Raw genomic sequence first — 15,757 nt, 5'->3', positions numbered from 1 at the left:
TGTCTGGCTGGGTGCGCCCAGGGGTGTGGGGGAAGGACCGGCCGTCGGTTTTCCACAGGTGGCTGAGTTATCCACAGGTGGAGCGGGCGGGATTGCGGGAGAGGCATCGCAGCCGGGAGCGTGACGGGATGACCGAGCTTCCCGCCGAACCGGAAATTGACCGGGATTCGGGCCGACCGGCTGGCTTCGACCAGTTGTCCGGTGCCGCCGGGCCGTCGGGACCCGCGGGGCTGTCGGGCGGCGCTGGGCCGGCGGGTGCCGTTGGGCCGCCGGGCGGCGCTGAGCTGTCGGGACCCGCGGGGCTGTCGGGCGACGTCAGGCCGTCGGGCGGCGCCGGGCCGTCGGGCGGTGACCAGGCGGTGGGTACCGATCAGGGGGCGGGATCGCGCGAGCCGCCCGTGCTGCTGACCGAGCCGTTCGACACCCCGTGGCCGGCTGCGGGCATCGTCCGGGCGGTCCGGCGGCATGCCAGCCTCAGCCAGCGGGAGCTGGCCCGGTGGGCCGGGGTGAACCATTCCACCGTCGGGCGGATCGAGGCGGGCCGGATGGTGCCGAGCATCCTGCTCCTGCGCCGCATCATCGGGGTCGCCGGGTTCCGGCTGGCCGTCGTCGACGAGTTCGGGCGGGTGCTGAAGCCGATGCGGGACTGGCAGGACACCCGCGACGGGGCGGGGCGTCGATACCCCTCGCACCTGGACACCATTCTCGACCCCGAGCCGGGCGAGTGGTGGGCGGACATCTACGGGCTGGCCCGGCCGCCGGAGACGTTCTACCGCGACCGCCGGGTCCGCGACGCCATGCGGCGGCGCAGCCAGTGGGAGGTGCGGGTGGCGAAGTACCGCAGCGTGCCCCCGCCGCCGCGCGTGCCTCCACCGCCGCGCGTGCCCCCGCCGCAGCGGCTGCCCGGCCCGGGCTTGACGTGGTGAGCGGACGGCCCGCCGGCCAGGACGTTCCTGGGCGGCGGGCCGTCGGGGTGGGCTCCGGTGTGACGTCAGTCGTCGTCGGTGATGGTGCCCACGGCGAGAGGATCGGCCAGCCGCAGGCCGGGCACTCCGGCCACGACCAGGTTCACCTTCTCGTCGGCCTCCCGCTTCCGGTCACCGCGTACGGTCACCGGGAAGGCCAGCGACGTCTGCCCGGCGGCCAGGACCTTGCAGCCGACGTACGGGTCGTAGTCGGCGCCGGCCTGGGCCGTGGTGCCGTAGGTGGCGGCACAGAGCAGCACCGGCTGGGACAGCGGGCGCGACACGGTGACCGTGTAGGTCAGCGGCCGGGTGCCCCGGTCGCCCTCGACCACCGAGGCGTCGCCGACGCTCAGCGACGCCCGGGAGCGGAAGCGGGCCACCTGCGGGTCGTGGTCGCTGGAACCCCGGCTGCCGTCGGCCGCGTGGTCGGCCGGCCAGTCGGCGTTGACGTGCGCGGCCCGCATCTCCACCAGGTCCCGGTGCAGCGCGCCGTTCACGAACAGGTGGTCCAGCGTCTGCGCCTGCCCCTCGAAGCTGTACGAGTAGGCGGACGACGGCGCGTCGGCGAGCAGGTCGTCCCACAGGTTGCGCATGCCCGCCCCGTACAGCGGCCCGAGCTGGTCCGACGGGGTGGGATCCGCCGCCGTCGCGATGGGATCGTCGGGGCGGGGGAAGACGTTCAGGTCCCCGCCGTAGACCACCCGCGCGTGCGGGTCCGACGCCTCGATCGCGGTGACGATCGCGGCCCCGTACGCGGCCTGCTCCCGGCGCTGCCCGACCCGGCTGTCCGGCCCGGACGAGTAGTGGTTGCTGGCGGCCCAGAGCGTGTAACGCTCGGCGGAGCCGGGCGCGGCGGCGACCGTGAACTTGCCGAGCTGCGGTGCGCGGGTGAAGACGTTGTTCCCGTCCTTGCCGGTGGACGTGTCCACGTCGTCCGGCAGCACCGCGTTGAGCGCCTTCGGGTTCTGCACGTCCGCGTTGCCCGGCAGCGCCGCCCCCCGGTACTCGACGGTCGGCGCCGAGCCCAGCAGCGGGTCGCCGGCGGTGGGCGCCGCCAGCGACACCCGGTCGGTGCGGAACAGGAACGCCGCGGTGATGCCCCGGGCGTCCGCGCCGGTGCGGTCGTACGCGGCCTGGTAGGCGGGGCCGCCGGCGGCCGTGATGGCCAGCGCCAGGTCCTGGAGGCTGTCCGGCGCGCCGTCGGCGTTGTCCGTGGTGCCGCAGACCAGCTCGGTGCCGGAGACCGAGCAGATGTCCTGGTCCTCGGCCTCCTGCACCAGGATCAGGTCCGGGGAGTGCAGGTCGGTGGTGATCTGGTCGGCCAGCGCGGCGAGCTGCTCGCGGTACTCCTGCTCGCTGCCGGGGACGTAGTCGAACGGCGGGCGCACCCCGGTGCAGCCGGCGTTGCCGGCGAAGTCGCAGCCGTCGAACGGGTCGTCACGGTAGTCGTACAGGTTCTCGACGTTGTAGGTCGCGACCGCGACCTCCTCCGACCGGTTGGCCGGCTTCGGCGGGTTGTTCGCCGACGGGTCGGCCCCGCCGGTGAACGCCGCCGCCTCGACCTGCACGCCGTACTTCTCGAACGAGTAGTAGAGCCCGCCGACCGCGTCGGTGGTCAGCGTGTCGAACGTGCGCGCTGGCGGGAGCAGCGCGGCGCTGTCGCCCGTGGTGCCCTTCACGCCCATGCTGCCGAGCAGGACGCGCTGCCCGTTGCCGTCGTCGAAGCGGCGGGTCGGGTCGTTGTCGAGCGGGTGCGCGTCCCGGAACACCCGGCGGGCGTACGGGTCGGCGCGGTCGAGCAGCGGGTCGTCCCGGTCGATCACGAAGATCTCGGCGTCGGCGGTGGAGGCGAAGACGTTGCGCCCGCTCACCGCGCCGCTGCCGGCACGTACGCGCAGCCGGGTGCCCTCGTGCCGCTCGAAGAAGCGCTGCGCCGCCGCCACCTCGACCGGCGGCACGGCGTCGGTCACCTGGACCTCGGCGTTCACGTCCACGCCGGAGGCGATCCGGCGCACCAGCGACGCACCGGAGAGCTGGGTGAAGTTGAAGTACTCGGAGACCCGGGCGCGCAGCACCACCTCGTCGCCGACCGTCGGCACGTAGCCGCCGATCAGGGAGGTGAACGAGCCCATGAAGACGAAGATGCCGTCCGAGCTGGTCGGGTCGCCGTCGGTGGCGTCCTTGCGGCTCTGCAGGAAGAACCCGTGCTGGTCGCGGCCCGACGAGTCGCGCGCGAGGGTCCGCTGGGTGATCACGCCGCGTACGTCGTACAGCGTGCTGCTGGTGCCGTTGCCGGAGGCCGGCGCGAGCGGCGACCGGTCGGCGGGGCCGGACTCGGCGTCGGTGGTCGGGCCCTGCACCTCGCCGACGGTCAGCTCCCGGGTCACCTGCACGGCCAGGGTGCAGGTGGCGGTGTCGCCGTCCGCGTCGGTGGCGGTCAGCACCACGGTGTACGCCCCGGCGGCCAGGTCGGCGCTCGTGCCGACCGTGGCGCGGGCGGTGCCGCCGACCGCGTCGGCCGGCGTGACCGCCGAGCGGCTGACGGAGCCGGTCGCCGGGGTCGGGCTGACCGAGGTGACCGCCAGGTCGACGATCCGGTCGTCCGGGTCGGTGGCGGTGACCTCCCGGGCGGCCGCCGTGCCGACCGAGGTCACCAGCGCCGGGCCACAGGTGAGCGTGGCGGGCGCGTCGACCGGGCCGCCGCCGTCGACGGCGTGCGCGCCGAGGCCGTCGAACGTGTCGACGGGGAAGCCGGCCCACTGCGCGGCCGGGTCGAACGCGTCGGAGGGGTCGGTGTCGCCCGAGGTCACGGCGGCCGACCGGCGCAGCGTGTTGTCGGCGGTGCTGGTGACGCCGGTGCCCCACTCGGTGCCCGGGTCGACGCCGACCTGGCCGATCGAGTCGAGCACGGTGCCGCCCCGACGCAGCACGATCGCATCGTCGCCGTTGAACAGGCTGGCACTGGTGGTCTGGTCGGCCCGGTCCAGGATGCCTGGCGCGGCCGAGGCGGCGGCGAGGACGAAGGCGTCGCCGGCCGCGACGGTGCCGGTGAGTGCCAGGTTCGTCGGCGTGGTGGAGCCGTTGAAGTGCAACTGGATCTGGTAGCCGCTGGCGGCCAGGTCGACGGCGGCGCCGGTGCCGTTGAACAGCTCGATCGCTTTGTTGTTCGACGAGCCTTCGACGTACTCGGAGATGAAGAGGTCGGTGGGCGCGGCGCTGGCCGCGGTGGGTGCGACGCCGACAGCCGCGACGGTCACGGCGGCGGTGGCGGTCGCGAGCGCGGCAAGAGTGCGGCGCGGGCGCATGAGGCCTCCACGATGGGTGGGCGGGGAACTAACGCACGTTAAGGGGCGGTGCTGACCGCCGTCCATCCCCCACCGGACAGTTTCGTGAACGTTCCGGTCAGCGTCCGGCGTCGAGGCGGTGCACCAGCTCGGCCACGTCGATGCTGTATTCGCACCATTCGCGGTCCGGGCGGTAGCCCAACTCGGCGTTGACCTTGAGCATGGCCTCGTTGGCCTGCGCGTTCCAGGTCTGCACCTCGGTCAGTTCCGCCTCCGCCGAGCGCAGCTCCATCAGCATCCGGGCCTTGATCGCCCGGTCGATGCCGTAGCCCCGGTGGTCCTGCACGACGATGGTGTCGTACTGGTCGGCGCGGGTGGGATGCTGGACCGGCACGACCACCTCGGTCAGCCCCGCCACCTCCCCGGTCTGCTCGTGCAGGGCGAGCACGATGTAGGGCTTCATGCCCCGCCGGTGCAGGCAGTCCAGACTGTCGCGCAGCCGCTGCGGGTCGTAGGAGCTGGGGCGCAGCTCGCCGTCCTCGACGTCGCGCACCTCCGCCTTGGCCCGCGCGTACGTCTCGATCAGCTCGTCCGGCGGGCCGCCGGGGTGGAACTCCAGGTGGTAGCCCGCGCCGATGCCGGTGGCCATCTCGGACAGCTCGGCCCAGTCCACCCCGGACAGGTCCAGCACGCTGCGGGTCTCGACGTACTCCTTCGAGAAGCCGAGCGACTCGTAGAAGGCGACGGCCGGCGTGTCGCCGACCACCTCGACCCCGATCGACTGGAAGCCCTCCTGGTAGACCCGCCTGGCGGCGGTCAGGACGAGGTCCCGCCCGAGGCCCGTGCGCCGTTGTGCCGGGTGTACCAGCACCTCCAGCACCCCGATGTCACCGAGCAGCAGCACGTGCACGTGGCCCAGGATCGCCCCCGGGCTGCCGTCGGCCGCCGGCTCCGCCTGGGCGACCCAGGAGATCCGCCGCTCGCCGGGCATCACCTCGGCGAGGTATTCCCGCATGGAAGTCTCCCGCCACGGCGGGTCCTGCGGCAGATCGGCCGCCAGGACCGCGTTCAGCGTGTCCAGCAGCGACGCGATCTCGGCGGACGACGCGGTCCTGGGGTCCCACTCGCGCACCATCACCCGTCTAGCTTGCCGCTAACCGCTGCCCGGGGGAAGTGTCCAGTTCTCCAATGTATGCAGACGATCACTTCACGTGCGGCTCGCCTGTCCGTACCGGTTGGCGGTGTCGTAGACGTCCTGGGCGTACCGGCGGACGTCGTTGTAGGACAGGATCGCGTTCCACCAGTCGGCGGGGATGGTCAGGTTCCGGCCGCCCTTGCAGAGGTAGTTGCCGGCGGCGAGGGCGGCGTCGTCCAGGTCGTGCGGGTCCTTGACGCCGTCGTTGTCGGCGTCGGCGCCGATCTCCTGCCAGGTCGTCGGGATGAACTGCATCGGCCCGACCGCCCGGTCGAGGACCGGGTCCTTGTCCATCACACCGCGGTCCGTGTCGGGGATCCGCATCCGGCCGCCCTGCCCGTCGAGCGGCAAGCCGATGATCTCGGGCAGCGCCTTGCCGTCCGGGCGGAGCGTCGCGTTGTTGGCCTGGCCGTGCCCCGACTCGACGAACCCGATGGCCGCCAGGGTGGTCCAGCTCAGCCCGCAGCTGCGGTTGGTCTGGGCGAGCACCACCTCGGCGTAGCCGTACGCCTGCATGGCCACCGGCGAGATGCCGACCTTCGGCCCGACCTGGGCGGCCCAGCCGGCCAGCGCGTCCGACGGCCGACCGGTGATCCCGCCGGGGAGCGGACCGGGCGGCATCGTCCCGCCGGGCAGCACCGTGCCGCCGGGCAGTGGCGTCTGACCGGGCAGCACCGGACCGCCGGGCAGCGGGGTCCCGCCGGGCAGCGGTGCCTGCGGAACGGTGGTCGGCGCGGTGGAGGTGGCGTCGACCGCGACCGGACGGGGTCCCCGGGCCGTCGCGGGCACCAGCAGCGCACCCGCCGCAGCCGTCGCCGCGACCAGGGCGAGCAGGAACACCCCGGGCAGGGTGAGCCGCCCGCTGGGCCGCCGCGACCAGTCCCGGGTCGCGCGGGCGGCGCCCATCGCGACGCGGTGCGGCGGCCGGCGTACGGCGTGCGCGAACTGCACCCGGCGGCGCCGGGGCCCGGTGGCCGGTTTCGTGGTGGGCACGTCGACCTTCGTTTCCGCGAGGTCGCCCGTGGCCGACGCCGCGCCGGCGTCGTCACCGGTCTTCGCCCCGGGCCCGGTCGTGGAGGCTCCGGCCGCGCCGCCGGCCTTCGTGTCGGAGGCGGTTGCGTCGCCCGGCTTCGCGCCCGTGCCGGCGCTGTCGCCCGGCTTCCCGGTCGTGGCTGGCTTCGCGTCGTCGGCCGGCTTCGCCTTCTCGGCGGTGGCCTCGGTCGCCGGCTTGGCGCCGGTGGCCTCGGTCGCTGGCTTGGCCTCGGTGGCCGGCTTCGTGTCGGCGGTGGGCTCGGTGGCCGGCCTGGTTTCCGTGGCCGGCTTCGTGTCGCCGGCGGCGGTGGATCTCAGCCAGGGGCGGCGCGGACGCGGCAACCGCGTCGCGGGTTCGGGCGCGGCGCCGGAACCGGCGAGCGGCCCGTCGATCGGTGCCGCCGGCCGCAGAGGCCGAAGGGTCGTCCTGTCCTCGCCGTCCACCACAAGTTGAGTATCACCCATGTCCCCCCGTACGTCAGGACCGGTCGTACCCTGGTGCCATGCCCCGGTACGAGTTCCGTTGCCGCGCCTGCGGCGACACCTTCGAGGTCAACCGTCCGATGTCGCAGGCCGCTGAGCCGGCGTCCTGCCCGCAGGGGCACGCCGACACCGTCAAGCTCCTCTCCACCGTCGCGGTCACGGGCCGAGGCGGCGGCGGTGCGGCCGGTGGCGCGCCGGCGCCGGCCGGTGGGGGTTGTTGCGGCGGCGGCTGCGGCTGCTGACCTGCGGGCCCGTAGTCGGTTCCGGCCGACCGTTCTCACGATGCGTGATGGTCCGATATCAGGCAGCATGAGTCCGACGTCACGGGCGGAGGTTCCACCATGTCGCCACGGATCCACCTTCCGAGCGGGTTGGTGACCTTCGTCTTCACCGACATCGAGGGTTCCACCCGGCTGGCCCAGCTGCTCGGCCCGGACTACCGCCCGGTGCTGCGGGAGCACCGCCGCCTGCTGCGCCGCACGATCGCCGCGACCGAGGGCGCGGAGCTGCTGACCGAGGGGGACTCGTTCTTCCTCGTCTTTCCCGACGCGACCGCCGCGCTGACCGCCTGCCTGACCGCGCAGCGGGCGCTGGCGAGCCACGAGTGGCCCACCGCCGACGCCATGCCCCGGGTCCGGATGGGGCTGCACACCGGCTGGGCGGAGCCGCGCGACGGCGAGTACGTCAGCCCGGAGGTGCACCGCGCGGCCCGGATCGCCGCCGCCGCCCACGGCGGTCAGGTGCTCTGCTCGGCGTCGACGGAGCGGCACGCCCAGCCGCTGCCGCCCGACGCGTCCCTGCACGACCTGGGCCTGCACCGGCTGCGCGGCTTCGACGACCGGGAGCGGCTCTTCCAACTGGTCGCCCCCGGCCTGGAGCGGCAGTTCCCGCGGCCCCGCACCGCCGACGCGTCCGCGCACAACCTGCCGACCCCGGTCACCTCGTTCGTCGGCCGGCACGCCGAGCGGACCGAGCTGAAGCGGCTGGTGGAGGCGCACCGGCTGGTCACCGTCCTCGGCGCGGGGGGTGCGGGCAAGACGCGGTTGGCCGTGGAGCTCGCCGTCGACCTGGTGGAGTCGCATCCGGACGGTGTCTGGTTCGTCGACGTCGCCGCGGTCACCGACCCGGGGCTGGTGGCGTTCGAGGTCGCCGCCGTGCTCGGTCTGCGTCCCGAGCCGGGCCGCCCGATGGTCGACACGCTTGTGGAGTACGCGGCCGCGCGCCGGATGCTCGTCCTGCTGGACACCTGCGACGCCCAGCCGGCCGCCTCGGCCGACGTGATCTCCCGGCTGCTCGCCGGCGGGGTGGGCGTCCGGGTGCTCGCCACCAGCCGGGAGTCGTTTGGCCTGCCGGGCGAGGTGGTCTGGCGGATCCCGTCGCTGTCGGTCGACCCGCCGGTGGGCGGGGCGGAGAGCGACGCGGTCGCGCTGCTGCTGGACCGGACGGCGGCGGCCCGGGGCGGCCGGCCGCCGGACCCGGGGGAGTCGGCCGACCTGCGGCGGGTGGTGCGGCGGTTGGACGGGCTGCCGCTCGCCATAGAGCTGGCCGCCGCCCGGCTGCGGGTGCTCTCCGTCGGGCAGCTCGCCGAGCGCCTCGACGACGTGCTGGGCACCCTCGACGCGGGCCGTGCGGACCCGGACTCGCCGGCGGACCCGGACTGGCCGGTGGAGCCGGATGCGCCGGTGGAGCCCGACTCGCCGGGCGGTCGGCCGGACACGGTGGACCTGGTGGCGGCGGCCGTGGGGATGGTGCCGCCCAGCCCGGCCGTCCGGGCGGTGCAGCGTTCCGCCACCGAGCGGCACCTGACGATGCAGGCCACTGTCACCTGGTCGTACCGCACGCTGGGGCCGCGCGCCGCCCGGCTGCTGCGCTGGCTGGCGGTCTTCGCCGGCCCGGTCGACCTGGCGACGGTGGAGTGGCTGCTCGGCGACGACCCGCTCGATCCGCTCTCGGTGCTTGTCGACAAGTCGATGGTGCTGGCGGAGCCGCACGCCTCGGGCAGCACCTACCGGATGCTCGACCCGATCCGGGCGTACGCGGCGCGGCGGCTGGCGGAGGCGGGGGAGGAGAGGTCGGCCCGCAACCGGCACGTGGCGTGGTCGACGCACGCGATGGAGCGCGCCCACCTGGGCCCGGACGGGCGGCCGGTGACCCTGTCGCTCTACGCCCTCGACCCGCTCGCCGGCGAGTTGCGCGCCGCGCTGCGCTGGTGCGCCACCGGCGGCAGTGCCCGGGCCGGACTGCGGCTGGCCGGGGGACTCGACCAGTGGTGGCGGGAGCGGGGCCTGGCCCGGGAGGGGCGGCTCTGGCTGTTCCGGCTGTACGGGCGGATCGCCGAGACGGGGGAGCGGATCCCGGAGGCCGAGCTGGCGGCGGCGTACCACATGCACTCGCTGCACGCCGGCGCGGACGGCGAGTTCGCCGAGGAGCTGCGCTACTCCCAGCGGGCGGAGGCGGCGGCCCGGCAGGCGGGCGACGCCGGCCTGCTCGCCCGGGTGCTCGCCGGGCGGGCGGCCCCGCTGGTCGACATGGGACAGTTCGCGGAGGCGGAGCGGATCTGCCGCGAGGTGATCGACTGGGCGTCCGGCCAGGAGGTGCTCGGCGACGCGCTCTTCGGGGTGTTCAGCCTGGCCGAGCTGCTCTGGCGGCGGGGCGCCCTGGACGAGGCGGCCGAGCTGCTGGGCGCGGCCCGCCCGGTGGAGGCGGCCCGCCCGGTGGAGCGGGGGCGGCGCTCGGTCGACATGCTGCTCGGGATGGTCGCCCTGGCGCGCGGCGACCTGGTCGCCGCGCACGAGCATCTCCAGGTGGCGCTGCGCTCGCGGATGAGCCACGGCTTCCACGGTCGGGCCTGCGACACGCTCAACGCGATGGCCGTGCGCTGCGCGGCCGGCGGTGACGGGCTCACGGCGGCCCGCCTCTTCGGCGCGGCGGGGGCGACCCGGGCGAGCATGCGCTGCGCCCCGGGCATCTACGGCGGGTACTGGGCGCAACGGCAGGGGGAGCTGCGCCAGGAGTTGGGCGACGCGACCTTCGACGGCGCGTACGGCGAGGGGACCGAGCTGGGGCTGGAGGAGGCGGCGGCGCTGGCCCTCGCCGTCGAGCATCCGGACCTGGCGGTCGGCTCGGCGAGGTTCGGCGCCGGTCACGCCCGCGTGGCTCCCCGCCAGTCCGTCGCCCCGGACCGTCGCCGTCACCACACCGGCCACGCCTGACGGCGGGGTGGGACCCGCCGGTCGGGGTCCGCGTCATCGGGCGGGCCGGGGACGCGAACCCCTGGGCGTCACGGGCGCGGTCAGCGCAGGCCGGCGCGGCGCTCGCCGTCGGCCTTGATCCGGGCGGCGCGGTCGATGTCGGCCTGCTGCACGGCGGCGACGGAGCCGAAGTTCTTGACTGCCTGGTAGTACGTCCAGGCGAGGCTGGTGCAGGCGGGACGCACGGCCGCGTTGTACGTGGCACAGACCCGCTTCAGGTCGGCGTAGAAGGCGTCGTCGAGACGGGCCTTGTTCGCAGAGAACCGGCCCATCGCCTTGTAGTTGCGGTAGCCGAAGTCGTGCCGGTAGCAGGAGAGGTTGAAGCTGAAGCCGAGCGGGTTGTCCGGGCTGGACGAGCAGTAGTCGGTCGACCAGTTGAACGCGTACGCCGCCCAGGCGCCCTGGTTGAGCCGGCCGGAGTTCCAGGAGTTGTAGCTGGTGGCGCTCGTCTGCGTCCAGCTGGAGAGGACGGACAGCTTCTGCGAGGTCGTGACGGCGGCGGCGGGGGAGGAGACCCCGAACACGAAGAGCATCGTCAGCGCGGCCGAGGCGAGCAGGGTGGTGAGGCGTTTGGGCACGGGTACCTCCGCGGGGGATGTGCGGGTGGGGACGGGGGTTACCGGCGGGTCACCGGAGTGCCGAACAGTGTCGATCATGAATGGTTCCGGGGGATGCGGTGCCCACCGACATTTGGTGACAGGCGTCGAAACAGACGAATGCCCCGGGCGCCAGGGGCACCCGGGGCATTCGGTGTCACGTCAGCGGACGAACGCCGGCGGGCTGGCCGGGCTCTCGTTCGCCAGTCGGTCGAGCGCGGTCACGTAGTAGGTGTACCGCTTGCCGGCCTCGGCGGTGGTGTCCACCCAGGACTGCGTCCGGCTGTCCGCGTCGGCGCGGACCGTGTCGACGAGGTGCGCCGCGTCGGCGAAGTCGCACCGGCCGGCCAGGCCGGTCCCGTCGAAGCGGTAGACCGCGTACGACGTGGCGGTGCCGAGCGGGCCCACGCCGTCAGCCGGCTGGAGCCAGTTCAGGCGGACCCCGTCGGACTGCCGCGCGGCCTTGGTGACCACCGGCATGAGCAGCGGCTTCTTCGGCAGGTGCGTCATGGTCGGGATCAGCGCCGGGCGGGAGTAGTGCTCGGCGGCGTAGATGTCGGTCGCGCCGAGCCGGTTGGCCCGCACCTGCACGGCCGAGAAGTGGACGTTGCCCAGGACCTCCGGGTACTGCCGGTTCAGCGTCAGGTGGTTGGACAGCTCCTGCGGGTTCATCCAGAAGGAGCCGTAGGCCGGGTCACCGCTCTTGTAGTCGGCCTGCCCGATGTAGAGCTGCACCCGGGTGCCCTTGACCACGTCCGCCCACCACGGCACCAGCCGGGTGTAGTCGGCGGCCGGGTACTGGCCCATGTACCAGTAGAGCTGCGGCACGATGTAGTCGATCCACTCCTCCTTGACCCACTTGCGGGTGTCGGCGGAGATGATGTCGTACGACTGGCTGCCGGTGGTGTCCGAGCCCAGCGGGTCGGCCGACTGGTTGCGCCAGATGCCGAACGGGCTGACGCCGAACTTCACCCACGGCTTCTCGGCCTTGATCTTGGCGTTCATCTCCTGGACCAGCAGGTTGATGTTGTCCCGCCGCCAGTCGGCCTTGTCGGTGAAGCCCCGGTTGTGCGCCGCGAAGGTGGCGTCGTCGGGCACCTGGTGGGTGCCGCTCGGGTAGGGGTAGAAGTAGTCGTCGAAGTGCACGCCGTCGACGTCGTACCGCTTGACCGCGTCCATCATCGCGGTCTGCACGAACTCGCGGACCTCGGGGATGCCGGGGTTGTAGTAGAGCCGGCTGCCGGCCACCCCGGCCGGCGGGTAGGCGAAGGTCCACTCGGGGTGCTCGCGGACCGGGTGGTTGGGCGCGAGCTGGTTGATGTCGGCGCCGGCGCCGCCCGGGGCGGGCATGGAGATGCGGTACGGGTTGAACCAGGCGTGGAACTCCAGGTTGCGCTTGTGCGCCTCCTCGACGACGAACTTCAGCGGGTCCCAGCCCGGGTTCTCGCCGCGGACCCCGGTCAGGTACTCCGACCAGGGCTCGTGGGGCGAGGGCCAGAACGCGTCGGCGGTCGGCCGGATCTGGACGACCACGGCGTTGTGGTTGAGCCGCTCGGCGAGGTCGAGCAGCTGGCGGTACTCGGCCTGCTGCGCGGATACGCGGTCCGGCGACGTCTGGGACGCCTTGCTCGGCCAGTCGATGTTGACGACCGAGGAGATCCACATGGCCCGGAACTGCCGCTTCGGCGTGGCCGGGTCGGTGACGCAGGAGGTGGTGGAGGCGGCGGTGGTCGCCGCGTCGGGTGCCGCGCTCGCCGGGGTGGCGGCGACGAGCGCGCCGAGCAGTGCGGCGGCCAGCCCGGCGGCTCCGAGCCGAGTTGCCTTCATGCGGTGTGTCCCTTCGTTGGGGCTCCCGTGTCAGGGGTTCATCGCGGCGCAGACGGCAAGATTCGCCGTTGACATTCTGCCGCTGGTAGGAAATTTTCACACCTCACGGGCTCTGCGCAAGAGTCTGGGCGCGATCGATCCGTCCGTCCACACCGGCTCCCCCTAGTGGCCGGGCTCACGGGACGCGCCGTGGCGTGGCGCACACGGCGGGTGCTGGCCCGAATAGCCCGAGACGTCAGGGTTTCTGTTGCGGCCCCGCCGTCGGGCCCTTGACGACGGGCTTGCCGTCGGTCCAGACGACCTCGTCGAGCCAGACCTGGCGGCCCGGGTCGACGGTGCCCTCCTGGCCGGGCGGCCAGGCGTGGTAGAGCAGCCAGGTGCGCCCGTCCTCGACCACCATCGAGGCGTGCCCCGGCCCGGAGGCGACCTCGTTGGTCTTCAGGATCGGGTTCTCCGGGGCCTTCACGCACGGCCCGGCGGGCGACTCGCAGATCGCGTAGCCCTCCGCGTACTCGGCCCGGTCGTAGGCGTTCGCGGCGAAGAACAGGAACAGCCTGCCGTCGTGGCGGTGCAGGAACGGGCCCTCGATGAGGGTGCCCTCCCACGGCTCGGTCTGCTTCAGCAGCTTCGTCGGCTCGCCGACCAGGCGCAGCCCGTCGTCGGAGAGGCGCTGCGACCAGATCCAGGTGTCCACCCCGATGGCGTTGCCGTCGTTCTTCCACAGCAGCCAGAGGCTGCCGTCGGCGTCCCGGAAGGGGCTGGCGTCGATCGCCCCGCCCAGCTCCGCCTGGCAGATCAGCGGACCGGCCGAGTCGTCCCGGTACGGCCCCTGCGGCGCGCCCGCCACGGCCCGCCCGACGCACTGCCGCCCCGACTCGCGCCCGGCGACCGTGTAGTAGAGCGCGAACCGGTCCGGGGCCAGCTCGATCGCCTCGGGTGCCCAGGTCTTCCCGGCGTCCGCCCACGCCGGCAGTTCCGGCAGCGCGTCCCCGGCCGGGGTCCAGTCGACCAGGTCCGGGGAGGTGAGCACCGGGACGTTGCGGCCACCGGCGTTCGTGTGGAACAGGTACCAGGTGTCGCCCACCCGGATGGCCTGCGGGTCGGGCGCGTCGGTGCGTACGACCGGGTTGGTGAACATGCGCGCGTCGTCTCCCGTGCTCGAAGGTCCTTCTCCACCACCGCAACCGGCGGCGAGCAGCGCGGCGGCGAGCACCGCCGCCGCGCCGCGCCGCCGGGTCGTCCCGACCGTCATCCCTTCAGCCCGCTGCGGGAGACGCCCTGGATGATGTGCCGCTGGGCGAGCACGAAGAGGATCAGCACCGGCACACTGGCCAGCACCGCCCCCGCCATGATCACCGGGTAGTCGGTGACGTAGGAGCCCTGGAGCAGGCCCAGGCCCGGCGGCAGGGTGAGCGTCTCCGGGCTGAACAGCACGAAGATCGGCCAGAGGAAGTCGTTCCAGTTGGTGAGGAACGACAGCACCGCCAGCGTGGCCAGCGCCGGCCTGGACAGCGGCAGCACCACCTTCCAGAAGATCTGCCACTGGTTGGCCCCGTCCAGCACCGCGGCCTCCTCCAACTCCCTGGGCAGGGAGAGGAAGAACTGCCGCAGGAAGAACACCCCGAACGCGCTCGCCGCCCCGGGGACGATCACCACGGCCAGGGTGTCGATCCAGTTCAGCTCGTCGACGATCAGGAAGTTCGGGATGATCAGCGAGGTCGGCGGGATGAAGAGCGTCCCGACGATCAGCGCGAAGAGCACCCCGCGGCCGCGGAACCGCATCCGGGCCAGGGCGTACGCGGCCATCGAGGCCGTCGCCAGCACCAGCAGCGCGTGCGCGGTGGCGGCCAGCATGCTGTTGGCGAACCAGCGCAGCACGGGGTTGGCGGTGTTGTTCAGGATCTGCTCGTAGCCGTACCCGGAGATCGGCTCCGGCAGCCAGGTCGGCGGGATCTGCTGGGCCCCGGTGTAGGTCTTCAGCGAGGTGATGACCATCCACCCCAGCGGCAGCAGGAAGACCAGGGCGAGCGCGACCAGGGTGGCGTAGAGCGCGGTCCGGCGCAGCGCGCTACCCGGGGCGCGGCCGGTCGCCGGGGCGCGGGTCGGCGCGGGGGCGCGCGTGGTGCGCGTGGGCGTCGTCATGGCGGTCCCCTCAGTCTTCCCGGTAGCGGAAGAGGCGGAAGTTGGCGATGCTCACGACCGCCAGCATCAGCGCGAACACGATGCTCATCGCGGCGGCACGGCCGGCGTCGTTGTCCCGCAGCCCCTCCTCGACGATGAACCAGACCACCGTGCGGGTCTCCGTGCCCGGCGCGCCCTGGGTGATCAGGAACGACTGGCCGAACACGTTCGCCGAGGCGAGCACGGTCGTGGTGATCACGAAGAGCAGCACCGGACGCAGCCCGGGGAGCGTGACGTGGCGGAACCGTTCCCAGGCGCTCGCGCCGTCCACCTTCGCCGCCTCGTACAGCTCCTGCGGGATGTCCTGGAGCCCGGCCAGGTAGATCACCGCGTTGAAGCCGGAGGTCCACCACACGGTCACCCCGACCAGCGAGACCCAGGCCCACGGCACGTCCGTCACCCACGGGGTGTCGGCCGGCAGCCCGACCATCCCGGCGATCCGGTTGACCAGGCCCAGGTTGGCGTCGAGCAGGAACCGCCAGAGCAGGCCGATCACCGCCACGCCCAGCACGTACGGAGCGAAGTAGATCGCCCGGAAGAAGGTCCGGCCGGGGAACGAGCGGTTCAGCAGCAGCGCCAGCCCGAGCGGGACGACCACCAGCAGCGGCACCGCGAAGACGGTGAAGATCGCCGTCGCCCGGACGCTCTGCCACCAGTCGCCGTAGACGGCCGAGTCGCTGGAGAACAGCTCCTGGTAGTTGTCCAGCCCGACGAAGGGCCGGTTCGGCAGCTGGAAGTCCCACTGGTGCACGGAGAGCCAGAGACCGAGCAGGATCGGCAGCAGCCCGAAGACCCCGAACAGGAGCAGGTACGGGGCGAGGAAGAGGTACGGCGTCGCCCGCCCGGCCCGGCCCGCCCGGGCGCCGCCACGGGGGGCGTCGGCCGCCGGGGGCGGCGCGTCAGCACGCGCCGCCCCCGCCTCGATCACGTCCGCCACGGGGAC

At 73.5% G+C, this 15,757-nt stretch carries 11 protein-coding genes; 3 read left to right on the top strand and 8 right to left on the bottom strand.

Features of this window, described 5'->3' with window-relative positions; genetic code table 11:
- The first annotated feature begins 359 nt into the window (after positions 1–359).
- On the top strand, positions 360–926 hold the full coding sequence (locus ACGFNF_RS08355) for a multiprotein-bridging factor 1 family protein (RefSeq protein WP_393166627.1): 567 nt from the start codon (positions 360–362) through the stop codon (positions 924–926).
- A gap of 65 nt (positions 927–991) precedes the next feature.
- On the opposite strand, the gene ACGFNF_RS08350 is transcribed toward ACGFNF_RS08355, so the two are convergent.
- The 3 genes from ACGFNF_RS08350 to ACGFNF_RS08340 all read right to left on the bottom strand — a co-directional run bounded on the left by ACGFNF_RS08350 (position 992) and on the right by ACGFNF_RS08340 (position 6,941).
- On the bottom strand, positions 992–4,270 hold the full coding sequence (locus ACGFNF_RS08350; protein WP_393166625.1) for a lamin tail domain-containing protein: 3,279 nt from the start codon (positions 4,268–4,270) through the stop codon (positions 992–994).
- 97 nt (positions 4,271–4,367) lie between these two features.
- Positions 4,368–5,384 carry a GNAT family N-acetyltransferase gene (locus ACGFNF_RS08345; protein WP_393166870.1) on the bottom strand — a complete coding sequence of 339 codons (1,017 nt, stop codon included), beginning with the start codon at positions 5,382–5,384 and terminating at the stop codon, positions 4,368–4,370.
- A gap of 72 nt (positions 5,385–5,456) precedes the next feature.
- Positions 5,457–6,941, bottom strand: coding sequence for a lytic murein transglycosylase (locus ACGFNF_RS08340; RefSeq protein WP_393166623.1), 1,485 nt, complete (start codon positions 6,939–6,941; stop codon positions 5,457–5,459).
- Positions 6,942–6,979: 38 nt separating this feature from the next.
- Here ACGFNF_RS08340 and ACGFNF_RS08335 point away from each other — a divergent pair, with 38 nt between their 5' ends.
- Together ACGFNF_RS08335 and ACGFNF_RS08330 are read left to right on the top strand one after the other, a co-directional pair.
- Positions 6,980–7,201: a zinc ribbon domain-containing protein gene (locus tag ACGFNF_RS08335; RefSeq protein WP_393166621.1), complete on the top strand. Its 222-nt coding sequence runs from the start codon at positions 6,980–6,982 to the stop codon at positions 7,199–7,201.
- 99 nt (positions 7,202–7,300) lie between these two features.
- Positions 7,301–10,171, top strand: coding sequence for an ATP-binding protein (locus ACGFNF_RS08330; protein WP_393166619.1), 2,871 nt, complete (start codon positions 7,301–7,303; stop codon positions 10,169–10,171).
- A gap of 80 nt (positions 10,172–10,251) precedes the next feature.
- Here the strand turns inward: ACGFNF_RS08330 and ACGFNF_RS08325 are convergent, their stop codons facing one another.
- From ACGFNF_RS08325 to ACGFNF_RS08305, 5 genes are all read right to left on the bottom strand, one after another.
- A complete protein-coding gene (locus ACGFNF_RS08325; RefSeq protein WP_393166617.1) occupies positions 10,252–10,788 on the bottom strand; it encodes a phospholipase in 537 nt (178 codons plus the stop codon).
- A 180-nt stretch (positions 10,789–10,968) separates the two neighbouring features.
- The gene (locus ACGFNF_RS08320) at positions 10,969–12,633 is read right to left on the bottom strand and encodes a family 10 glycosylhydrolase (RefSeq protein WP_357579588.1); all 1,665 of its coding nucleotides are present in this window, start codon (positions 12,631–12,633) and stop codon (positions 10,969–10,971) included.
- 235 nt (positions 12,634–12,868) lie between these two features.
- A complete protein-coding gene (locus ACGFNF_RS08315) occupies positions 12,869–13,885 on the bottom strand; it encodes a glycoside hydrolase family 43 protein (RefSeq protein WP_393166615.1) in 1,017 nt (338 codons plus the stop codon).
- On the bottom strand, positions 13,882–14,775 hold the full coding sequence (locus tag ACGFNF_RS08310) for a carbohydrate ABC transporter permease (protein WP_393166613.1): 894 nt from the start codon (positions 14,773–14,775) through the stop codon (positions 13,882–13,884). Before ACGFNF_RS08310 ends, ACGFNF_RS08315 begins: the two co-directional genes overlap by 4 nt.
- A gap of 10 nt (positions 14,776–14,785) precedes the next feature.
- A complete protein-coding gene (locus ACGFNF_RS08305; protein WP_132230819.1) occupies positions 14,786–15,751 on the bottom strand; it encodes a carbohydrate ABC transporter permease in 966 nt (321 codons plus the stop codon).
- Between the last annotated feature and the right edge of the window lie 6 nt (positions 15,752–15,757).

This window comes from Micromonospora sp. NPDC048868 (assembly GCF_043198195.1).
GTDB lineage: Bacteria > Actinomycetota > Actinomycetes > Mycobacteriales > Micromonosporaceae > Micromonospora > Micromonospora reichwaldensis.
The sequence above is the reverse complement of the archived record's forward strand: the minus strand, read 5'-3'. Positions and strand labels throughout refer to the sequence as shown.